A 20863-nucleotide genomic window follows, 5' to 3' on the forward strand; every position below is an offset into this window, starting at 1 on the left:
GCGAGGCTGTTAATTGAGGCATTGAGCTACAAGCCAATACCATTATTGCCGGTAATGCTAATCACTGACGAATCACGTAGATTGATAGGCCAGTCGATACGTTGAAAGGCCAATTAAGCGCGGCATCACCTGAGCGGGTTATTTAGCAATGCCGCTATGGTGGTGGCCAACCATGACAGCGAAGAGACACTAAAATGACAAACGCATGACCGCTCAGCGACAGTTCAGTGGGTAAAACTCACTGTTACCTACTCCACGTTGGCGCCACACAGCATCCTCGACGCTCTACGAATAAACTGTTACCCACTATTTTTTTTGCTTGGTGCTTTAACTCAGAAAGTTGGGCAGCAATGTCTAACGCCTTGCAGCGAGTGGTATCAGTGACCGGTTTAACAGCAATAGAAACACTTACAAAAGGAATAAACGCCACCGCTCCTTGGCGGTTTTCTATATGAACTCCTCCTTGCTGGCGGTCTGCATCCTCATAAAACCCTGGGGCCATCACTTCAAAAGAGTGCAATATTTGCTGGCAAACGCCCTCCCACTGCTCTAGGGGAAGCAGCATCATAAAATCGTCACCACCAATATGGCCGATAAATCCGCCAGCGCTCTCTACTTGCGCCTGAAGTAAACGCGATAAGGAAATAATTACGTGATCGCCACGGGCATAGCCATAAGCATCGTTAAAGGCTTTGAAATTATCTAAATCAACATAGGCGGCCGCAAACCCTTCGTGCTGGTCGAGATAAGTAACCAGCGTTTCGTTTATCAGAATATTACCCGGCAACCCGGTAAGCGGGTTGGCATGGCGAGCCTGACGCACCTGAATGGCGGTAATTTCGCGCAATAGGTCCACTATCGTCCCCATTCCCAAATAGCAACCGCGACTATCTACAATCACGAAATCTTCCTGCTCAATATCGCGGCTATCGGTTAGCTGCTGGCTAAGCGCCTCAAGAGACAAATCGGCGTCGGCCACTAGCATTTTAGGGTCGGCAATCTCTAGCACCCGGCGCTTTGCGTACAACGCGTGGCTATAGGGGTTGGTAAATAGCGTTAAAAACGCATTACGACGCACCACGGCTATCGGCACGCCATCTTCTACCACCGCCACGCAGCGTAGGCTTGTCACATCACGAAAGCGCTCAGCAAGCTCTGGCACGGAGCAGGCTGGAGACACAGCGCTTATCGAACGTAAAATAGAGTGGGCGGTTCGTCCCGCCGGACCTGTTAACTGTGTCGTGGCCGGTAGCAGTATGTGTAGCTGCAAGGGCGGGTGAAGGCTTGGTCGTGCAAAGTAAAACCCTTGAAGCAACGTCAACCCTCGGTCTAACTCCCACAGACAGAGGTGCTCGGCGGCAGTCTCAATCCCCTCAGCAATTAGCTGGCAGTCTAAGCTGCGCGCTACATCGAGAATCGAGCGTAAGAACTCACGTTTGGCCGGCTCTTGATCAATCCCGGAAATAAAGTGGCGATCTAGTTTGACGAAATCAGGACGTAGCTCAGACCAATGGCGCAAACTGGAATGGCCAGCGCCTAAGTCATCTAACGCCACTTGAAAGCCCATGTCGCGATAGTGGGCCACTGCTTGACGCATCAGCTCGTAATCATGAATAGGCACATGTTCAGTAAGCTCAATGACTACCCGCTCTGGCGGCAGGCCACTATCTTGGATGAAGCTCAGCGTTAAGCCTTCACGGAAGTCACGCTCAACAATCGTCAGCGGCATCACGTTCAGAAACAGCAGTCCGGGCAGTTCAAGTTCTGCAAAACGGTAAATCGCTAGCTGTCGACACAGTAAATCCAAATCGACTAACAAGCCTGCCTGAGTCGCCACCTCAAACAGGCGTAACGGTGAGTGAAGTGGTGATGTTTGCGGGCCACGAATAAGCGCTTCATAGCCATAAATAGCCTGCTGATTGGCATTCACAATGGGTTGAAACAACACCTGCAGATCTTCTGTTGCAATAATCTGATTCAACCACTGTGCTTCTTGTGCGGTCATATACCTGCGGCCCTATCAAACGTCGCCCGTTCCTTTGACTCTAGCTCCAGCTGATTCTAAAGCGCCATCAGGAAAGCATTCGGATAGCAATCGTGCGACATTTCCATGTCGTTTGTATGACAGGCCGCAGACTAAGAACGCGGGAGCTCAGACGGAGGAAACACCACATCACCGCCATCGACATCTAGCTGGCGAATATCCGTTGGGTGGCCCTGCTCATCCAGACTGACCAGCCCAATCCCGCTGGCATTCCATAGCCGCTCTCCAGCGCTGGCCCGGTCTGGATCGCGGGGATGAATACTCAACTTGCGGCGCTTGGTGAACCAGTTGAGTGGTGAAAACGGCGCATAGAGCCAACGGTTCAAGCGGTCAAACGTGTTCAACAGCTGTTGGGGAAACGTATTTTTGATCCCACTGGAGGTGATTTGCCAAAGATGCGGCGCCTGCTTTTGCCGACGTACAACAATATCGTAGGCAAATGAGTAGTGGACGTCGCCAGATAAAATCACGTAGTTACCCGGCGTTTTAGAGTGTCGCCAAATATGCAGTAGCACATTGGCAGCCCCGCGATGCGCCATCCAGTTTTCAGCGTCCACCACTAACGGCTTGCCCACCAAGGTAAACAGCTTTTGAATGATCTCGATGAGCTTGACCCCGAACATCGGAGCTGGCGAGACGATAACAGCGCTTTTAGTGCCCAGTAACGCCTGCTGCATTTCCATCAGCGCCTCCCAGTCCATTAAACCCGAGGGACGGTTGGGATTTCTTTCGCTGCGCCAGCGGCGAGTACGCGTATCCAGCACGATAAGAGCAGGCGTGCCAGGCACCTGGTACTCCCAGCCCTGAAAGCGCAGCAACCGCTCGATGAAATTATCCTGGATACTCGCGTTAAGCGAGCCACCTTCTTCAAATAACGTTGAGGCTTGAAGCAACAGCGGATTAAGCTTATCCGGTGCATTGCCCCATCCCTGGCACACTAAATAAGCCACTAACGCATTGCCGATAATACGCTTGGAAAACGGATGGCCGTAGGCACAACGCTCCCAGTCAGCCGTCAGGTTCCAGTCATCGGTGACATCGTGATCATCAAAGATCATCAGGCTGGGAACGTGGGCCATTAGCCGCGCGCACCGGGGCAGCCCAGCCACAAAGTCGTCAATCACCGCCTGCTCTTGCTGGTAAGCGTCAGTTTCTTTATCGCCCAACTCTGGCGGTTTAACGGCAATGAGCTGCCAGGGTGTTGGGGACCATACCAGGCAGTACATGGCGAGCATTTCTGCCAGTGTCACTAAGTGGTTTTGCGCATTTGCAGAGGTAAACACGGGCTTTTTAACACCACCAAAGAAACGCTCACGCAGTGCAGCGTTACTGGTCACATCCGGCAACAGCGCTTCACGGTGATAATAGCTTTCGGGGGCCGCGTAAAGCGCTTGACTGTCATCTACCGTGGCTCCCTCCAACTGCTCGTCTACCAATCCCAAACGCTCAATGAGTGCGTGTACCGCACGCAGCATCGGGCCAGCTACATCATCAACATAGACTTGGTCACCGGTCATCAGCAGCCAAGCTGGCCACTCGTGCGGGTCTGACTGACGTTCAGCTAACCAAGTATCAGCCCGTACCAAGCCGTCGGCGCTGTTGTGATGGGGTTTACGGCACGAACCGTGCATCAACCGGTGATGCCGAGAGGCCAGCACAAAGCCTGGATACGCTTGGCCCTCATGACATAACCAGGGCGCCCAATCCGGCAGGCGTTGCCAGTTACCTTGGGTGTCCTGTATCTGCAGATCGTAGTCAATCCGCTCATCGGTGGGCAGTGCGGCCGGCAAGCTCAGGTCAATAAAATGAATATAGGCGTGCTGGCCAATCGCCAGGCATTGATGCGACTTATCCAATGAGTGCGTCTGGGCACCCTTTTGCTCAGGGCAAAGCACCAGCTGCATGGTTAGTGGGCGCGAAGCAACTAGCCACAGCACTAGCCGCGAAGGCGAAAGGCGACGCAACAGTGGCCCCACCAGTACGTCCGGCAATGTCTTGGCGATTTGCGTCATGTCATTGTCTCTTGGTTTAGGTCATGCATAGTAACTACCGAGCCACCACAGGTAACTCAATAACCACCTCTAATCCACCCACCTGGGCGCGTTGCAGGTGCATTTGCCCTTGATACAGCGCGACAAGGTCGGTCACGATGGCTAGCCCCAGTCCACTACCAGAACGTTGTTCATCAAGACGTTTCCCGCGCTGCACAGCAGCTTGGCACTCCTGCGCGGACATACCTGGGCCATCATCGCTCACTCGCAGCGACAGTCGTTGGCCATCGGTTTGCAGACGAATGCTCACCTCGCTGGTCGCCCAGCGAAGTGCGTTGTCCAACAGGTTACCGACGATTTCCTGAAGATCCTGCCCATCCATATGGACGCGCACGCTGCTGTCTATGTGTTGCTGCAGTTGAATATGGCGGCGCCGCGCCAAACGTGTCAGCCCAGTGATCAACGCTGCTAACGTATCCTGTACGGCAATTGGAGCAAAACGCGCGCCCTCGCCAACAGCAGATGCCCGCGCTAAGTGGTGACGCACCGCATTGTCGATGCGCGAAAGCTCAACGTCCCAATGAGCGCGGCTTTCACTAGGCAATTGCTTAACCAGTAAGCGCATGACGCTTAGCGGGGTTTTTAGCGCATGGGCAAGGTTACCTGCGGTGTGGCGGCTTCGCTCAATTAAACGCTGGTCGCGAATAAGTACGGCATTCATTGACTCCGCTAGTATAGCCAGCTCACCGGGCAGGTGGGTATCGAGCTGTTCAGCCTGCCCTTGCTCAACGTCCCGGAGATTGGCATTCATGCGTCGCAAGGGTGCCAACCCCCAGCGCACCTGCAGCGCCAGGACACCTAATAGCAGCGCTCCCAGGCCCACCAGCCCCAGCCATAAAGCTTGTTGAAACTGTTGAATATCTTCTCGCAACGCATCATCTCGGGCGGCAACACTAACATGCAGCGGGGTTTCCAACGGGGCAAGGTAAATATCTCGCTCGACAACTCGCAACTGCTGACCTCGCGGACCTCCCAGTGTGCGAGCCGCTAGGTTTTTATTATCGATAACCGGAAGACGCTGATCCCACAGCGAGCGCGACGTTGCCGAAAGGTGGTCACGATCGGTAATTTGCCAATACCAGCCGGAATAAACCTGTTCAAAACGCGGGTCACCCAGCGATCGATCGTAACTGATCTGCTGGGCGACCGGATCAAAGGTCACCCCCGCAATGATCACGTTCAGCGTTGTCTCCAAGCGTTCATCAAAAGCATGAATTGCTGACGTACGATAATGGTGAGTAAGCAGCCAACCCGCCACTGGCAACGCTAGCAACACCATTAACAGTGCCGCGAGTAGAAGACGCAACGTAATCGAACGGGTCGACCAACGCTGAGCCCAACGGGTAATAGCTGGCTTCATGCGTCGGAAGGCTCTTCAGCGAGTAAGCGATACCCCTGACCACGTAGCGTGGCAATCCGCCATGCGCCTAATTTACGCCGCAACCGGCTCACTTGAACATCAATTACGTTGGAATCGGGTTCATGATCACGGTCATAGACATGTTCTGACAGCTCGCTGCGACTAACCACCCGAGGGGCAGCATGCATTAAGTAACTGAGCAGGTGTGTTTCCTGAGCGGTTATACTAACCGGCCTGCCCGCCAGCGTGACATGCTGGGTATGGGTATCCAAGCGTAACTCACCCACTTTTAAAACGGGATGAGCATGACCATGACTACGACGCACCAGAGCACGCAGCCGAAACATAACCTCGGCAGGTTCAAAGGGTTTTGTTACATAGTCATCGGCCCCTGCGGTAAAGCCCGCCGCTTTATCAGCCCAGCGCTCGCGAGCCGTTAGAATCAGCACAGGCAGATCAATACCGTCTTCACGCCATGCAGAGAGCCAGCGTGTGCCTTCACCATCGGGTAGTCCCACATCAAGGATGACCGTGTCATAGGCTTCCGTGCGCACTAGAAAATCGGCTTCCTGGCCATTTTCCGCATGCTCTACCAGCCAATCTCCCTCCCGCAGCGCTTGAATAAGCTCACGGGCGAGCGCCTGGTCGTCCTCTACCAGTAAACACTTCATGAATAGCTACCTTATTGGCGGCGCATCTCGTTAATACGCACACCTTCTATTTTCATTAACTGTCCACTATGGCCATCAAACTCAAACTCAACCACTTGATTCTGAGCGCCCAGTAGTTTGATCTCATACTCTACATGACCATCCTCACGCTCGATCTCTACTTCTATTACCTCGCCGATATAATTAGCCTCCAGCCAGTCCAAAATGGACTCTAAGGGCACGACATCGCCTCGCTGCACTTCACTGTGCAACGCTTCCCAGGGCTGATCACCAATGGCACTACCAGCCAGTGCACTAGCAAATACCGCGATAACGACGTTAACAGACATCGCTTTGCGCAAGCGCATGCGTGTCAGGCGCTGCCAATAGCGTGAAATGGTTAGCGTGAGGGGCATCTTGTTCATCGTACTAGCATGCCAAAAGCAACATGAACGTTAGATGAATGGCTTTGTCAGCTTACGGAAAGAACCGCGCTGTTATAACTGTTTTGCCTTATGACGAATGCTGTCTCATTCAACAGATGACGTCATTTAACAAACCAAGAAGGAATTTGATATGAACGCTATGAAAAAAATGTTGCTGATCCCGACCTCTGCACTGCTGTTAACTGCGGCTGCAGGTAGCGTGCAAGCTGATACATTGCCGGTTGATCAGATTGACAGTGTGCTAACCCATGCCACTGATTATGGGTTCACCCATTATGAAGAGATCAGCATTAAGAGCCGTGGCCGTGCCGAGGTTGAAGGCTGGCTTGATGACGAATGGTACGCTGACATTGAGTTTTCAATCGATAGCGGCGAAACGCTGCAAGAAGAGCGAGAGCGCCTAATCACCAGTGCCTGGGGCATGAGTGAAGATGATATTCGCCAAGCACTCGAGGTAGCAAGCCAAGAGGGCATGATCGAATTTGAAGATATCGACATTGATAAAGGCGGCATGATTGATGTGGAAGGCCGCGATGAAAATGGTCGTGAAATAGAAGTCAGTCTACGCCAAGACTCCTTCGAAGTGAGCAACGTTGACCGCGACTAACGGGATAGCACAACCCAACATTAACTCACGCAAACTATTATGCGGGCCACTTAGGCCCGCTTTTGTTGGTAGTTCATAATGTTTGATACGCCAAATAAGTGCCGTCAGTTACTTTTTTAATTAGCCAGTGGGACATTGCTAGCCACGCGTTGTAATGTGGTACGCATCACCAATAGTCATTGACTGCGCACTTCTTAGGAGATGCCTTTGACGCTACCCGCCACCGCAGAAGGCGTAAGCGACCGCCTAGCGCATTCGGTATTGCGTGATCTTGCGTGGTTACTTGCCACGCCTGACTTGATTGAGCTAACGGAGCCGCCTACTTACCCAGGTAGGCCAACACGCCAGGAGCTTGGCTTAGTAGATTCAGTTGATGAGTGGTTGGCGAATCTTTCGTCACTAGTGAGTGCGCTAGATGGCCAACTGGCGACGCGCATGGGGCACTACCATGAGCGGCTGTGGCACCTGATGTTAGATAACGCGCCCAACACACGGCTACTCGCCAAAAACCTGCGTATTACCCAGCGGCGCAACACCCTGGGCGAACTGGATATGCTTTATCGAACACGGGACAACCCCACCCCCATCCATTTGGAAGTGGCGATAAAGTTCTATCTTGGCCTACCAGAAGGGCCTGGCGATGCCACCTGCCAAAGCCGTTGGATTGGCCCCGGCGGACTGGATAGCCTAGCGCTGAAATGTAGCCATCTTCGCCATCATCAGTTGCCAATTTCGCGCACTGCCACCGCGCAAGCGATCATCGCCCACTGGCTAGCACCCAGGGATATAGACCCCGCTCCACCACTCCACCATCCACTGACGCAGCGCCTTGCGATGCCTGGCGTACTGTTTTATCCCTGGCACGCAACGTTACCGCCACCCTGCGGTGCAACGGTCGATCATCGACGTGGTAAGTGGTGTTATTTAAGGGATTGGCCGCAATTCGCAGCCCAGCGAGGCGAGACACTGAAAATGGCTTGGCTAGAGAAGCCTCACTGGCTAGCACCGCCGCCAATGGCTAGGTTCTCCTCTGCCAAGAAACATATGGCAGACGTGACACCACTTATCCATCGCTACGGGCCGCAGCAAGTAGTGCTATACGACCCGCAGGCAAAAGCATTCACTGGGGAAAAGCCGCTGGAGCGGCTAGTCATCGTGCCTGATGACTGGCCACGCCAAATACCGCTACCACCCCGTACTCGCGATTAAACAACCAGCTCGTTAAACAACCAGCTCGTTAAACAACCAGCTCGTTAAACAACCAGCTCGTTAAACAACCACCAAGTTATCGCGATGGATCAGCTCGTGAGCCTCCACGTAACCCAGAATTGCTTCAATCTGGTGGCTTGGCTGGCCCGCTAACTGACGGGCTTCATCAGCGCCGTAGTTCACCAATCCTTTAGCCACGCGAGCGCCCTGTTCATCCACGCACAACACCATATCACCGCGCTTAAAGCTGCCCTGCACTTCACGTACGCCCACCGCCAACAGGCTAGAGCCTTTGCCACGCAGCACATTGACAGCCCCAGCATCCAGTACCAAGGTACCACGCACCTGCAACTGACCTGCCAGCCAGCGCTTGCGCGCAGCGATTGGTGCTTGAGCTGGGCGCAACAGAGTACCCAGCGCCTCGCCCGCCATGATGCGGGCAATAACGTCCGGCTGGCGGCCACTCGCAATCACGGTGACCGCGCCGGAACGGGCAGCCAATTGTGCAGCGCGAACCTTAGTACTCATACCACCACGCCCCAAGGCGCCTCCACTACCAGCAACAGCGGCTAAGCGCGGGTCGTCGGCACGGCCTTCAGCAATCATCTGAGCATTGGGGTCATGGCGAGGGTCAGCGTCAAACAGCCCCTCCTGATCGGTGAGCAGCAACAGTGCATCCGCTTCTAACAGGTTGGCCACTAGCGCACCAAGCGTATCGTTATCGCCAAAGCGAATCTCGTCGGTGACCACGGTATCGTTTTCGTTGATCACCGGCACCACACGCATCTCAACCAAGGTACGCAGCGCTGACAACGCATTGAGATAGCGCTTGCGGTTGGAAAGGTCATCGTGGGTGAGCAGAATCTGAGCCGTTAACATACCGTGGCGAGCAAAATGCTGCTCGTAGCACTGGGTGAGGCCGTTTTGGCCTACCGCAGCGGCCGCCTGCAGCTCATGAACGGCACTGGGGCGCGCCTGCCACCCCAAGCGCACCATGCCCGCCGCTACTGCCCCGGAGGATACCAGCACAACCTCTTTGCCCTGCTGATGCAGCGTGGCAATCTGGTCGACCCAGCCGCCAATAGCCGGCTCATCCAAGCCTCGGCCATCGTTGGTGAGCAGCGCGCTACCAATTTTAACCACCACCCGGCGGGCGCTGCTTAACGCCTCACGGCCGGGCAACTGCTCATTGCTTTCCACGTCGCGACTCTCCCAAGCCATTCCGCTCACGCGTTTGATTCCGCTAACCCTGCTGACGTCACCCATTCAACCGACGGATCGGTTATGGGGCGTACTCTACCTCGACATCGTAATCATCATCGTCAAAGTCGTCGTCATCTTCATCGTCGTCATCACGCTTACGGCGACGGCCAAGACGCGCTTCCGTACGGGCCACTGATTCTTCTTCCATGCGGCGGCGCATTTCTTGCTCGCGGGCATGGGCTTCTTCATCTTCATTTTCCAGGCGCTGCTGCTCAGTCAGCCAGCGATACGCCGCCTGTACTAGCTTATCAGTGCCATCGCTGCTGATTGCCGAGATACGGAATACCGGGCCATCCCAGTTCAGTGCTTGGATAATTGCCTCGGCACGGGCTTCGCGCTCATCTTCTGGCAGCAGATCAAACTTGTTCAGCACTAACCAACGCGGCCGCTCAGAAAGCGCCGGCGAGAACTGGCCTAGCTCGTGAATAATCGCCTGCGCCGCCTCCACCGGATCGGAGTCGTCAAACGGCGCCACATCCACCACATGGAACAGCAGACGTGTACGGGTCAGGTGCTTCAAGAAACGCAGACCCAAGCCCGCGCCATCAGAGGCACCCTCAATCAGACCTGGTACATCGGCCATCACAAAGTGCTCGTGCATACCCAGCTTCACAACACCCAGGTTAGGCACCAGGGTAGTGAACGGATAGTTCGCCACTTTGGGTTTAGCCGCGGATACCGAACGGATCAGCGTGGACTTACCCGCATTCGGCATGCCCAGCAGGCCGACGTCGGCCATTACCTTCATTTCCAGGCGCAGGTTACGGCGGTCGCCTTCGGTGCCCGGCGTGGTGCGACGTGGCGCACGGTTGGTCGAAGATTTAAAGTGAATATTGCCCAACCCACGGCGACCACCTTCGGCCACCAGTACCACCTGGCCGATATCCGTGACATCGGCGATCACCTCAAGGGTGTCCTCATCGATCACCGTGGTGCCCACCGGCACTTTCACATGCAGGTCTTCACCGGCTTTACCGCTCATCTGGCGGCCCATGCCACCCTGACCGTTTTCCGCTTTGTAAAAACGCTGAAACTTGAAATCAATCAAGGTATTCAGTGAATCGTCACCTATCAGGTAGACACTGCCACCATGGCCACCATCGCCACCATCAGGGCCACCTTTGGGCACATATTTTTCGCGGCGAAAGCTCAGACAGCCATTGCCGCCTTTACCTGCCTCAACAATAATCGAGGCTTCATCGACGAACTGCATTGGATTCTCCCGGCCGCTTCCGCCGCCCTAACTGCAATATCCCGCCCATTACTAACAGGCAAAAGGGATCGAAAAGACAAAAAAGCCCCGCCATGGCGGGGCTTTTATTTCGTCATCTTCGTTCTGCGCAACAGCTGTTGCTTAGGCAGAAACGATGCTAACGAATTTACGGTTGTTCGGACCTTTGGTCTCGAACTTCACGAAGCCGTCGTTCAAAGCGAACAGCGTGTGATCACGGCCCAGGCCAACGCCAGTGCCTGCGTGGAAACGAGTGCCACGCTGACGAACGATGATGCTACCCGCGCTGGCTGCTTGGCCACCGAAGAGTTTCACACCTAAGCGTTTGGACTCGGAATCGCGACCGTTACGCGTGGAGCCGGCTGCCTTTTTATGTGCCATTGCAAAATCCTCCTAAAGGGAATCGACTGCTTACGCAGAAATTCCGGTAATTTTGACTTCAGTGAACCACTGACGGTGGCCCTGACGCTTCATGTGATGCTTCCGGCGACGGAACTTGATGATCGTTACTTTATCGCCACGGCCGTGGGAAACGATTTCAGCGGACACTTTGGCGCCGCTTACTAAAGGCGCGCCAACGTTGACATCATCGCCGTCTGCAACCAACAGCACTTCATCAAACTCAATCGTTTCGCCGGTAGCGACTTCGATTTTTTCGAGCTTGAGGGTTTGACCTTCTTGAACGCGGTACTGTTTGCCACCGCTTTTAATAACTGCGTACATGTCGCTCTCCGGACTTGTCGTTAATGCCGGTTACGCCTCGCGTAACCAACGCTCATCGCCTTCCGCTCTTATCGACCTGCTGCGAGTGGCGCCCCTTTTGGCAGCCATCTGACAGGGAGCATGATGAGTGGGTCGCGAATTATAGCGATTATCGCGGTTTACCACAAGACCACCGGGCATTGTCAATCATACATCGCACCACGAACGTCTAACGCTACCTTGACGCCTCACAGACAGCCCCATAGCATGGCTCCAACTATCCCACCCCCGCGATGAACGGAACCCATGACAGCCAACGTCTCTCAACCCCCGCTTGCCAGCCCAACGCCTTCACCGCTGCACGCCGTGGTGGCCGATGACTTTGACGCCGTAAACCGGACCATTGTCGCGCAGCTGAATTCCAAGGTGCCGCTGGTCGAAACCATCGGCCAATATATTATTGAAAGCGGCGGCAAACGCCTGCGTCCCTTACTCGTGCTGCTAGCTGCCCGGGCGCTAGACTATGAGGGCGACAAACACATCACCCTAGCCACGCTAATCGAATTTATGCACACCTCCACGTTGCTGCACGACGACGTGGTCGATGAATCGCATATGCGGCGTGGCAAAAAAACCGCCAACGATGCCTGGGGCAATGCGCCATCTGTACTGGTGGGTGACTTCCTCTATTCGCGTTCGTTTCAAATGATGGTGGACGTAGGGTCGATGCGCATTATGGCAATTCTTTCCGGCGCGACCTGCGTGATTGCCGAAGGCGAAGTCCTACAGCTCACCAATATCGGTAACCCCAGCATTTCTGAAGCGGATTACTTTGAAACCATTCAAGGTAAAACAGCAATGCTGTTTGAAGCCGCCTCCCACAGCGGTGCTGTGCTTGCCGACGCCACACCGGAGCAAGAGCGTGCACTGCAGTACTACGGCCGCTATTTAGGCCTGGCTTTCCAGCTCATCGACGACTTGCTGGATTACCAAGGCGATGCCGAAGCCATGGGCAAAAATGTCGGCGACGACCTAGCAGAAGGTAAACCGACCCTACCGCTAATTCATGCCATGGAACGCGGCACACCGGAACAGGCAAAGCTAATCCGCCAAGTGATTCGCAAAGGCGGACTAGAACAGCTCGACGAGGTGCTTGAGATCATCAATGCCACCGGCGCACTGGAATATACCCGCGCACGAGCCGTTGAGATGGCCGATAAAGCCCTAGCCGAACTTGATGCTCTGCCACCCAGCCCTTATCGAGATAGCATGGCTAACATCGCTCGGTTAGCGGTTGATCGCAAAGCATAAAGTCTGCGCAACAAAGCAACACAGCGCGTAAAAAGGGACTTGAAAAAAAACCTTCGCCTGCGTATGATTCGCTCCGTTGTTGAGCGCTGCTGCGACAATATTCGGAATATAGCTCAGCTTGGTAGAGCGCTGCCTTCGGGAGGCAGAGGTCGTAGGTTCGAATCCTGCTATTCCGACCAAGAATTCCAGAAAAAACGGCCACTTGCTCTGAGAGCTAAGTGGCCGTTTTTGCTAATGGCCGCTAGGCATTTCCGTGAACAACCTAGTGGGTTTACCCAACTAGACCATCCTCCAGACCTTGCGACACTCCAGCCAGAAAGGCCTCTTCAAAGCCCCCTGCCTCTTCAGCAATATTCGCGACAGCCGCATCGTCACTATACAGGTCAGCAAAGTCGACATATTCAGAGCGTTCAGCTATCTGCTGTGCAATAGCCGGGTCCAGAGAGTCGAACTCCCCCGATGCCATGAACTCGATCACACCTATCATGCTGAGCCACCCTTCCAGAGTCAGAGCTGCAGCTAATGCGCTGTAATCTAGGTCAAGACCTTGAGCAAGCTGATCCATCTCCTGGAGTCCACGCTGCTCGATCAACAACGTGGGCGTACCATCAAGTGCAAAGCCGTTGCGGCTGATAGCCGGGTTATCACTACCAGGGAACAGGGTCAGGCTGTCATGCTCGAAGTCTTCCAAGGCTTCCTTGATGGCAACCACAGCGCGCTGACCCGATTCCATCAAGGCAGGCTCCACTTCATCGCTGGTCGCCCAGAGCACCGACATGCTATCCAGCGTCTCATCCTCAGACCGGTAGTTGTTCTGGTGATGGTAATCGAGGTATAAGTCGGGCCGATACTCCTTGACGACTTCTCTTACCGCCGCCGACTCCGGAGCCTGCTCAGGATTCTGCTCCTCGTTGGGGTCATAAGTACGATTGAGATCGATGTCATTCGAGTTACGACGCGGGTCGAGCACATCTTCAGCTCCTGCAACCTGCTGCTCCCAGCGGGCAAAGCCGTCCGGGTTGACTCGAGGCATGACCACTACGGTTACCTCTTCTCGCAATGCTTTAGCTTCGACACTATCTCCTGCCAGATATTCCAGCAGGTACAAAGCCGCCTCGGTTCCCAGCGGCTCGTCCCCATGCTGCTGAGTAGCAATCATCAGCGTCTTGGGTCCACTACCGACTACCGCTTTGTAAAGCGGGTTACCTTCCACGGACTCTCCAACCTGAGAAAGGTCCATGGATTCGTACTCAGTATCCAGGCGCTGCAATTCAGCATATAGCTGTTCATTACTGTGAAGGCTCTCCATGACCAGAGACTGCTCGGCACTGTAATTCTCTGCTGATACGTTCTGGCTATAATAGTCGGCAACCGCCAGCTTGGCATTCAAAGCCTCTGTATCAGTGTCTGCCGCGGCCTGTATCACAGCCCCGCGGAGTTCTGCACGACTTAGCTCACCGGCTTCTAACTTGCCAGCCCAGAAGTCATGACCTTCCGTGTCCGCCGCTCTAGCAAACAGCTGCTCATAGAGGTCAGCAACATATTCGCTATCAGATGCCTCTTGCATGTACGTCTGAGCTTCCTTCGAGCTCGCAATTTCAGACAATACGGCCTGAAGTCCATCGCTTTCCAGCCGCTCCTGCCAGAAACCAAACCCCTCGGGGTCTGCCGCACGACCAAGTAGAGAAAAGTAGATTGATTGTACTATTTTACCGCTATCCTGAAGCTCCATAATCATTATTCCTTTAACGGGTCCGGGGCCTTTGTCCACTGCCCTATCCAATATGGGAAGATATCTTAAAGGCTACTCACCCTAGCCTAACTTATTGTTTTAGAAACCTTATAATAAGATTTCTAATATACCACTTACTTACTTTAGTACTCTTGCTCAAAAACTGCCAACGGGTTCAGGGCATAAGGGGAAACACGGCATTCATCCTGTCGCGGCTGTCTATGTAAAGCATGCTTGACATACAGCTGCGCACCTCTTAATGTAAAGCATCCTTTACATTAAGTGATGACTCCAATGAAGTATCGATATTTCTTAGAGTTAGGGTTAAGCCTGATAGCATATGGGGTAACGCTAGCGTACTCACTAACTCTAGGTTAGTTGGCCTGTATTGGTTTCTCTGATGCCTGTGGTGCCAGCATTGGTCGTAGGCTGGGTGATCATTAGAGGCGTCAGAAAAATGGATGAGCTACAGCGCAAAATACAATTTGAAGCAATTGTATTAGCGTTTGCTGCAACAGCCCTGCTGACCTTCAGCTATGGCTTTCTTGAAAACGTAGGCTTCCCGAAAATTAGCATGTTTGTAGTTTGGCCAATGATGGCTAGCTTCTGGGTGCTTGGAACTGCTATAGGAAATATACGGTATCGATGAAAAATAAAGTCAAGATATTGCGCTTAGAGCGGGGCTGGTCTCAGAGTGAGTTAGCAAGTCGACTGGGGGTTTCACGCCAAACAGTTAACTCTATAGAAAATAATAGATATGACCCAAGTTTGCCTCTTGCCTTTGTTATTTCACGAGTATTTGAGACCAGGATTGAAAATATTTTTGAGGAATGATTGAAGCCATCTTTTGAGTACATGGGGCGACTGCAAAGTCTGCCGCCCCCACAACTGTAAAAGCCTTCTCTACCCTGGTGGGTGAATCAGCCCTATCACGCTGACCAAGATCAGCACGGCTCCCAGTACGCGGAAGAACAGCCCGGTGTCTGCTTTTAGCATGTAGCGGTGGGCTTTTTCGCCTAGCAAATGGCCGATAAATGCACAGGGCAGCAGCCATAGTTGATGAATTAGCTGGAGGTCGACGCCGGCGATGATGAACGACGCCATTTTAATCATCACCAGGATAAACCACAGCACAAACATGGTGTCGCGCAGCTGCTCTTTGGCGACGTGGGTGGCGAACACCGCGACAATCAGCGGCGCGCCAATCAACGAGGTGCCGCTGACATAGCCGCCGAGAGCAAGCAGCACGATATCGACGTATTTGTTGTTACTTCTAAACGGTTTGTTCAGCACATAGCCAATGGCATAAATGATCACAATGCCGAAAATAATGTTGGTCATGATCTGAGAAGGCAGCGTCAACAGCCCCACCACCCCGACCAACTTAGGCACGATCATGATTTTCAGGGCTTTGGTTAAATAGCCCCAGTCGATATTACTTTCCGGCGACGTACCTCCCACACCCGCTTTCTGCACTTGACGATGGCCGTTCCAGGCAATCCAACTGGAAAAAATCAGCAGATGAATGGCCACAATCGGTAGGAAGACCAGCGGTTCGTTGACCACCAGCAGCAGAAAAGGCAGCGCTAGCACGGCCCCACCAAAACCAAGGCTAGTGCGAACAAAGCCGCTCCAAGCAAAAATAAGTCCGATGAGAAGGTATTGGTACCAGAGTAAATCTGTCATTGCGCGTGCATGGCCTCTAAGAAGATGAGTGGTTGTCTAGCCCCCACCAGCGTGGCAGCAAAGCGCGCACTTTAGCTTGGGCAAAACGGTCGTCCATTAATATCACAACCCCTTCATCTTCGGGGCTGCGAATCACCCTTCCAGCGGCTTGCACCACTTTGATCATGCCGGGTATGCGGTAGGTGTAATCGTCGCCCTGGCCGAAGTGGGTGTTCAGGCGCGCTTTCAGCGCTTCGTTAAAGTCGTTAAACGGTGGCAGGCCTAAGGTGGCAATAAATGCGCCGATTAGGCGCTCGCCAGGCAGGTCGATGCCTTCGCCGAAAGCGCCGCCTAGCACGGCAAAGCCGATGCCCTGCCCACCCGGGGTAAAGCGCGCCAGAAAGGCGTCGCGCTCGGTTTCCTGCATTCCACGGGTTTGGGCAAACATCGGTACGCTGGGATGTGCGTGCTGAAACTGCGCCATCACCTGCTCCAGATAAGCAAAGCTACTAAAAAACGCCAGATAGTGGCCAGGTTGACGCTGATACTGATCGGCTAAGACTTCCACAATAGACGCCACCGAGGCCTCACGGTGATGATAGCGAGTGGAAATATCGGCGCGAATACGTACGTCTAACTGGCGGGCGGCAAACGGTGAGGCCACTTCCCGCCACACACTGTTTTGCGGCAATCCGAGTAAATCGCGGTAGTAGTGAAACGGGGTCAATGTGGCCGAAAACAACACAGCGCTGTGGGCAGCCTTGAAGCGTGCCGCTAGAAAATCCCCAGGAATGACATTGCGCAGCCCTAGCACTGCGTCGCCTCGGCCATAACTGGCAAGGTCGCAAAGTGAGTGGTCACCAAACTGCTCCGCCAAACGGCAGAAGGTCAATGCGTCAAACAGCAGCTCTTGAAGCTCAATGCTTGAGGCGTCGGGGTGCTCAACCAAATAATCGGTGATCGCGCCAGCCAAGGTTTGCATTGCGGCCACCAGCTTGTTGGGCAGCGCCTCAAGTAAATGGTAACGCTGTGACACCGCTGCATCGGGGTTCACGGCCTTCGTTAGTGCCTGCCACTGCCTGCCGACACGAGCGAGCGGTTTAGCAAGCGCGGGAGGTGAGCGGCGACGCAGACGGCTCAAGCGCTGCTGAGAAAGCTCGGCACTGTACATGCCCCGCGCTCGCTCAACTAAGTTGTGCGCTTCATCTATCAACAGGCCTACCCGCCAGTCGTTGGCTTGGGCTAAACCATGCAGCAGCGCATGGCTATCAAACCAGTGATTCACATCGCCCACGACGACGTCTGCCCAGCGGGCTAGCTCTTGGCCTAAATAATACGGGCACACACTGTGGGAAAGGGCCACCTCACGCAATCCGGCACGATCTAGCCAGCGACGTGCCACCGCGGCTTGACGGGCGGCAGGCAAGCGGTCATAAAAACCCGCTGCCAACGGGCAAGCATCGCCTTGGCAAGCGGTACCTGGGTATTCGCAGGCTTTTTGCCTAGCCACCAGTTCCAACACCCGCAGCGGCGATGCGAGTGCAGACGCTGTGGAGGAAGATAAAGTAGAGGGTGATGAAGCAGGATGTGATGAGCTGGGGGTAGCAAGACGCGCCAGCGCATCCAGCGCTACACGGCGGCCCGGGGTTTTCATGGTCAGAAAGGCCAGCCTATCCAGCTGCTGACGGGGCATTGCAGTCAGCATCGGAAACAGCGTGCCAAGGGTTTTGCCAATACCGGTAGGGGCTTGGGCCAGTAGGCAGCGACCGGTGCTGGCTGCTTTATAGACATCTTCCGCCAACGCCCGCTGCCCAGGGCGAAAATCAGGATAGGGAAACGCCAGCGTCGCCAGCCACTCATCGCGGCGTTGGCGATGGGCAGACTCCTGCTCTGCCCAGGCCAAAAAGCGTTGGCATTTAGCGGTAAAAAACGCCTGCAGATCAGTGGCACTGGCTTCGTGGGCCAGCAGCGTTTCCTGACCGCTGCTAATCTCCAGATACACTAACGCCAGCGTGACCCGCTCAAGGCCGCGCTCGGCACACAGCAGCGCACCGTATATTTTCACCTGGGCCCAATGCAACGCACGCTGATTAGCTGCCATGCGATCTAGATTGCCACGATATGTTTTGACCTCTTCCAAACGCTTAGCGCTGGGATCAAAACCGTCAGCGCGACCTGCCACGCGAAGCCCCTGATACTCACCGGAAAGCGGCAATTCGGCTAGGTAATCCTCGCCTCGGCGGCTAGCCACTAACCTATGCCCTTCGATACCTTCCTGAGCGCTGGGTGCTGGCGTAAAGCGGTGATCAAGGTCGCCCTCCCGTGCGGTGAAATCACAAAGCGTGCGCACCGCTACCCGGTAACGGCTCATTCGGCATCTTCTCGTTCAAACCTTTCTGGTTGAGACCCTTGTGCTTCAGATGCTGACTGCCAGCGCACATGACATACTTCAACGGGCATGCCGTGGTGACAAAAGAAGCCGATCCAGCGGCGTTGGTTATCTTGTAGACGATCCCCCGGCCCTTTCACTTCTATCATTTTGTAGCGTGGTTCGCCGGGCGGTGCGTCCGGCATCAACTGAATCAGGTCAGGTAGGCCTGCACGGTTATGTTTAAGGTCATCTAATAGCCGCATAAAACAGGCCCGCAAATGGGCAGGCGGCAAGCACTTAAGCGCAAGCGTTAACAGCTCTTCACTGACAACTCCCCAGTGAACAAAGGGCGAGGCGATGCCCTGCTTGGCGTGCCACGTGCGCAGTATCGTGTCCTGATAGCGGCCGTCATCCAACTGGGCTAGGCAGGCGGTGATTTCGACTTGCCGCTGAGCGACAAAATCCTCGCGGTATAAATCCGCAGGCCCGCTGTGAAACGGGTGAAAAAACGCCCCTGGCAGGGGTTTAAAAATGGCCGGCCAGAGCAGCAAGCCAAATAGCCCCGTCAGCAGGCTATTTTCAACGTAATACACCGGCGCGTTAGGGGTCGCCATGTCGTCAGCAACGGCACGCTCAACTGGCTGAGGGCCAGGTAAATGAAGCACAAAAGTAGGCGCCTGGACCGCTTGTTGATCAGACCCAGTCGAGCGCTCAACCTGCTGGGGTAATTTGCGTGCTAAACGCGGCAGCAGCCGCATAAGCGCTTGGCTTTCGGCCTCGCTTGGTTGCGCGTCCAGCGCGCTGATCGTGAGTTCATAAGCGTCTGAATAACGACCCAGACGCTCTAACACGCGCAATCTGCGAATACGCGCATCACTGTTATTGGCGTCAGCGTAGAGTGTTAACGCTAACTCTGCGTCACCGCCGCGCTCGGCCTCGCGTCCCATGGCAAGCAGCAACCGCGCCCGCCGAGAGGCTAACCAACGGTTGCTAGAAGCTGGAGGCACTTCGATGGAAAGTGCTTGCGGCAGCTCGCCGTCGTCCAAGCGTTCGCGCAAGCGGTGCAGCGTTAAGTAAGTAGTTACGTCATCGCGGCTTTGGAAGGCGCGTGATTCCGCGCTAAACGGTACTTGCTCAAAGCGCTGCAGGCCCAGCTCCGTTAGCACGAACTCTGCCCAGTCCTGGCGCAAATTGCCGAAAAACATCAGCCGAAGTCGATCACAAAGCGCCATCACCGTTAGCCGCACAATCTGCGTCGTTGCCGTTGGCCACCACTGCTGAAGGGGGGCAGACGCTTCTAGCAACTCTTCAAGTGCTGCTTGAAGCGCAGCTTTTGTGCTATTGCGGGGCAAACCTGCGCTGGCCATCTCGCCAGCCAATGCTTGGCGCAGTTCACTCAGTCGCAACAGGCGAAATAGCTCACGGCTGCTTAACAGTGGGGCACTGTCTACCCAGCCAAGCCCCACCAACGGCGCCAAGGCCTGCTTGGCGTCACCGATTTCCGCATAGCTCAATTTATCCAGACGAAATAATTCCCCTTTACGCATCACCATGCGCACCAATAGTGCTTGGGAATCCTGGGGTAACATTTCAAAATGACCAATAGCGTCGCGCTCAGCAGCACTTAATAGATCATAGTGGCGGGCTTCTACCCACGCCAACACGTAACGAAAGTTCGTCAGATAGTAGAAAGGGTCATCTAAAGAGGCGGTCGCTGATGCGATAGGAGCACTGTTCATTTATCCATTGTAACAGTGCTTGATGAAGCAGGTTAACCCACCCGATGCTGATAAAGTGCATCCAGCGCATCGTCATCAGTAGCAGAGGATGACGCCTCTGACTGGGCAACAGGCTGGCGGCTCCCCACCAGCACATACCATTCCGCTTCTGTCAGATAATGCTGGCACCAGCGGCTTAAGCTAGCGGCCACGTCATCGCGAATTCGTTCACCACTACGGAAAACCTGGGCGAGATGCAGCAAGTCCTGGCGAGCAGTGCGGGCACGGGCGTTGCCGCCGTGCACTTTGGAAAGCGGGCAGCGTCGATCATAGGCCGCGTTGGTTAATGCATTTAACCAACGTTCCAATTCATGTGCCTGAATACCGCCGTAAACTGCCACACTGCACTCCATGCTGAATGATGATTGAAATTTAATGAGCTTGGCCCATTAGCACTGGCGAAAAAGGGCGTTAGATTGCCCGATTCTAGTGCAACTGTCACC

General features: G+C 54.5%; 19 protein-coding genes and 1 tRNA gene. 6 read left to right on the forward strand and 14 right to left on the reverse strand.

The genetic code is table 11. From position 1 onward, the window contains the following. Window positions 1–244: 244 nt before the first annotated feature. The 5 genes from HVE01_RS05710 to HVE01_RS05730 all read right to left on the reverse strand — a co-directional run bounded on the left by HVE01_RS05710 (window position 245) and on the right by HVE01_RS05730 (window position 6530). Window positions 245–2005 (reverse strand): bifunctional diguanylate cyclase/phosphodiesterase, encoded by a 1761-nt coding sequence (locus HVE01_RS05710; RefSeq protein WP_146942946.1) that lies wholly within the window; start codon window positions 2003–2005, stop codon window positions 245–247. Window positions 2006–2136: 131 nt separating this feature from the next. Next, on the reverse strand, window positions 2137–4056 hold the full coding sequence (locus HVE01_RS05715) for a metallophosphoesterase family protein (RefSeq protein ID WP_146942948.1): 1920 nt from the start codon (window positions 4054–4056) through the stop codon (window positions 2137–2139). Between the two features lie 34 nt (window positions 4057–4090). Then, window positions 4091–5455, reverse strand: a complete 1365-nt coding sequence (locus tag HVE01_RS05720) for a sensor histidine kinase (protein ID WP_125745070.1) — start codon at window positions 5453–5455, stop codon at window positions 4091–4093. Continuing rightward, the gene (locus HVE01_RS05725; RefSeq protein ID WP_146942950.1) at window positions 5452–6126 is read right to left on the reverse strand and encodes a winged helix-turn-helix domain-containing protein; all 675 of its coding nucleotides are present in this window, start codon (window positions 6124–6126) and stop codon (window positions 5452–5454) included. The genes HVE01_RS05720 and HVE01_RS05725 overlap by 4 nt, the downstream gene beginning before the upstream one ends. A gap of 11 nt (window positions 6127–6137) precedes the next feature. Beyond that, window positions 6138–6530 carry a PepSY domain-containing protein gene (locus HVE01_RS05730; protein WP_422822480.1) on the reverse strand — a complete coding sequence of 131 codons (393 nt, stop codon included), beginning with the start codon at window positions 6528–6530 and terminating at the stop codon, window positions 6138–6140. A 151-nt stretch (window positions 6531–6681) separates the two neighbouring features. Between HVE01_RS05730 and HVE01_RS05735 the strand changes: the two genes are divergently transcribed. Together HVE01_RS05735 and HVE01_RS05740 are read left to right on the forward strand one after the other, a co-directional pair. Further along, window positions 6682–7158 carry a PepSY domain-containing protein gene (locus tag HVE01_RS05735; protein ID WP_125745064.1) on the forward strand — a complete coding sequence of 159 codons (477 nt, stop codon included), beginning with the start codon at window positions 6682–6684 and terminating at the stop codon, window positions 7156–7158. A gap of 201 nt (window positions 7159–7359) precedes the next feature. Then, window positions 7360–8367: a DUF1853 family protein gene (locus HVE01_RS05740; protein WP_186808809.1), complete on the forward strand. Its 1008-nt coding sequence runs from the start codon at window positions 7360–7362 to the stop codon at window positions 8365–8367. 60 nt (window positions 8368–8427) lie between these two features. On the opposite strand, the gene proB is transcribed toward HVE01_RS05740, so the two are convergent. The 4 genes from proB to rplU all read right to left on the reverse strand — a co-directional run bounded on the left by proB (window position 8428) and on the right by rplU (window position 11584). Beyond that, on the reverse strand, window positions 8428–9588 hold the full coding sequence (gene proB / locus HVE01_RS05745; RefSeq protein WP_213017573.1) for a glutamate 5-kinase: 1161 nt from the start codon (window positions 9586–9588) through the stop codon (window positions 8428–8430). A 61-nt stretch (window positions 9589–9649) separates the two neighbouring features. Beyond that, entirely contained in the window at window positions 9650–10843 is a 1194-nt protein-coding gene (cgtA, locus tag HVE01_RS05750) for an Obg family GTPase CgtA (RefSeq protein ID WP_146942956.1), read from the reverse strand. A 141-nt stretch (window positions 10844–10984) separates the two neighbouring features. Next, a complete protein-coding gene (gene rpmA, locus HVE01_RS05755; protein ID WP_009097313.1) occupies window positions 10985–11242 on the reverse strand; it encodes a 50S ribosomal protein L27 in 258 nt (85 codons plus the stop codon). A 30-nt stretch (window positions 11243–11272) separates the two neighbouring features. After that, entirely contained in the window at window positions 11273–11584 is a 312-nt protein-coding gene (gene rplU, locus HVE01_RS05760; RefSeq protein ID WP_030071396.1) for a 50S ribosomal protein L21, read from the reverse strand. 285 nt (window positions 11585–11869) lie between these two features. Between rplU and ispB the strand changes: the two genes are divergently transcribed. Beyond that, window positions 11870–12874 carry an octaprenyl diphosphate synthase gene (ispB, locus tag HVE01_RS05765; protein ID WP_125745058.1) on the forward strand — a complete coding sequence of 335 codons (1005 nt, stop codon included), beginning with the start codon at window positions 11870–11872 and terminating at the stop codon, window positions 12872–12874. Window positions 12875–12976: 102 nt separating this feature from the next. Then, window positions 12977–13053: transfer RNA gene (locus tag HVE01_RS05770), tRNA-Pro, on the forward strand. Window positions 13054–13145: 92 nt separating this feature from the next. Here HVE01_RS05770 and HVE01_RS05775 read toward each other — a convergent pair. Continuing rightward, a complete protein-coding gene (locus tag HVE01_RS05775; protein ID WP_146942959.1) occupies window positions 13146–14606 on the reverse strand; it encodes a M14 family zinc carboxypeptidase in 1461 nt (486 codons plus the stop codon). A 457-nt stretch (window positions 14607–15063) separates the two neighbouring features. On the opposite strand from HVE01_RS05775, the gene HVE01_RS19965 reads away from it, so the two are divergent. Together HVE01_RS19965 and HVE01_RS05785 are read left to right on the forward strand one after the other, a co-directional pair. Further along, window positions 15064–15255, forward strand: coding sequence for a hypothetical protein (locus HVE01_RS19965; protein ID WP_198350399.1), 192 nt, complete (start codon window positions 15064–15066; stop codon window positions 15253–15255). After that, on the forward strand, window positions 15252–15440 hold the full coding sequence (locus HVE01_RS05785; RefSeq protein WP_146942961.1) for a helix-turn-helix transcriptional regulator: 189 nt from the start codon (window positions 15252–15254) through the stop codon (window positions 15438–15440). The genes HVE01_RS19965 and HVE01_RS05785 overlap by 4 nt, the downstream gene beginning before the upstream one ends. A 69-nt stretch (window positions 15441–15509) precedes the next feature. Here the strand turns inward: HVE01_RS05785 and HVE01_RS05790 are convergent, their stop codons facing one another. The 4 genes from HVE01_RS05790 to HVE01_RS05805 are packed head-to-tail and all read right to left on the reverse strand — an operon-like array spanning window position 15510 to window position 20761. Next, on the reverse strand, window positions 15510–16292 hold the full coding sequence (locus HVE01_RS05790) for a sulfite exporter TauE/SafE family protein (RefSeq protein ID WP_125745052.1): 783 nt from the start codon (window positions 16290–16292) through the stop codon (window positions 15510–15512). A gap of 16 nt (window positions 16293–16308) precedes the next feature. Beyond that, the gene (locus HVE01_RS05795; RefSeq protein ID WP_146942963.1) at window positions 16309–18642 is read right to left on the reverse strand and encodes an ATP-dependent DNA helicase; all 2334 of its coding nucleotides are present in this window, start codon (window positions 18640–18642) and stop codon (window positions 16309–16311) included. After that, window positions 18639–20381, reverse strand: a complete 1743-nt coding sequence (locus HVE01_RS05800; protein ID WP_146942965.1) for a VRR-NUC domain-containing protein — start codon at window positions 20379–20381, stop codon at window positions 18639–18641. The genes HVE01_RS05795 and HVE01_RS05800 overlap by 4 nt, the downstream gene beginning before the upstream one ends. A gap of 32 nt (window positions 20382–20413) precedes the next feature. Continuing rightward, window positions 20414–20761 (reverse strand): hypothetical protein, encoded by a 348-nt coding sequence (locus HVE01_RS05805; protein WP_125745046.1) that lies wholly within the window; start codon window positions 20759–20761, stop codon window positions 20414–20416. Window positions 20762–20863 lie beyond the last annotated feature (102 nt).

Origin of the sequence: Vreelandella venusta, from assembly GCF_007989605.1 — a bacterium.
In the GTDB taxonomy this organism is placed as follows: Bacteria; Pseudomonadota; Gammaproteobacteria; order Pseudomonadales; family Halomonadaceae; genus Vreelandella; species Vreelandella venusta.

What these genes read in the sequence shown, in the direction of transcription:
- HVE01_RS05710 (WP_146942946.1), bottom strand. Translation starts at nt 2,005, where the DNA reads ATGACCGCACAAGAAGCACAGTGGTTGAATCAGATTATTGCAACAGAA.
- HVE01_RS05715 (WP_146942948.1), bottom strand. Translation starts at nt 4,056, where the DNA reads ATGACGCAAATCGCCAAGACATTGCCGGACGTACTGGTGGGGCCACTG.
- HVE01_RS05720 (WP_125745070.1), bottom strand. Translation starts at nt 5,455, where the DNA reads ATGAAGCCAGCTATTACCCGTTGGGCTCAGCGTTGGTCGACCCGTTCG.
- HVE01_RS05725 (WP_146942950.1), bottom strand. Translation starts at nt 6,126, where the DNA reads ATGAAGTGTTTACTGGTAGAGGACGACCAGGCGCTCGCCCGTGAGCTT.
- HVE01_RS05730 (WP_422822480.1), bottom strand. Translation starts at nt 6,530, where the DNA reads ATGAACAAGATGCCCCTCACGCTAACCATTTCACGCTATTGGCAGCGC.
- HVE01_RS05735 (WP_125745064.1), top strand. Translation starts at nt 6,682, where the DNA reads ATGAACGCTATGAAAAAAATGTTGCTGATCCCGACCTCTGCACTGCTG.
- HVE01_RS05740 (WP_186808809.1), top strand. Translation starts at nt 7,360, where the DNA reads ATGCCTTTGACGCTACCCGCCACCGCAGAAGGCGTAAGCGACCGCCTA.
- proB (WP_213017573.1), bottom strand. Translation starts at nt 9,588, where the DNA reads ATGGCTTGGGAGAGTCGCGACGTGGAAAGCAATGAGCAGTTGCCCGGC.
- cgtA (WP_146942956.1), bottom strand. Translation starts at nt 10,843, where the DNA reads ATGCAGTTCGTCGATGAAGCCTCGATTATTGTTGAGGCAGGTAAAGGC.
- rpmA (WP_009097313.1), bottom strand. Translation starts at nt 11,242, where the DNA reads ATGGCACATAAAAAGGCAGCCGGCTCCACGCGTAACGGTCGCGATTCC.
- rplU (WP_030071396.1), bottom strand. Translation starts at nt 11,584, where the DNA reads ATGTACGCAGTTATTAAAAGCGGTGGCAAACAGTACCGCGTTCAAGAA.
- ispB (WP_125745058.1), top strand. Translation starts at nt 11,870, where the DNA reads ATGACAGCCAACGTCTCTCAACCCCCGCTTGCCAGCCCAACGCCTTCA.
- HVE01_RS05775 (WP_146942959.1), bottom strand. Translation starts at nt 14,606, where the DNA reads ATGGAGCTTCAGGATAGCGGTAAAATAGTACAATCAATCTACTTTTCT.
- HVE01_RS19965 (WP_198350399.1), top strand. Translation starts at nt 15,064, where the DNA reads ATGGATGAGCTACAGCGCAAAATACAATTTGAAGCAATTGTATTAGCG.
- HVE01_RS05785 (WP_146942961.1), top strand. Translation starts at nt 15,252, where the DNA reads ATGAAAAATAAAGTCAAGATATTGCGCTTAGAGCGGGGCTGGTCTCAG.
- HVE01_RS05790 (WP_125745052.1), bottom strand. Translation starts at nt 16,292, where the DNA reads ATGACAGATTTACTCTGGTACCAATACCTTCTCATCGGACTTATTTTT.
- HVE01_RS05795 (WP_146942963.1), bottom strand. Translation starts at nt 18,642, where the DNA reads ATGAGCCGTTACCGGGTAGCGGTGCGCACGCTTTGTGATTTCACCGCA.
- HVE01_RS05800 (WP_146942965.1), bottom strand. Translation starts at nt 20,381, where the DNA reads ATGAACAGTGCTCCTATCGCATCAGCGACCGCCTCTTTAGATGACCCT.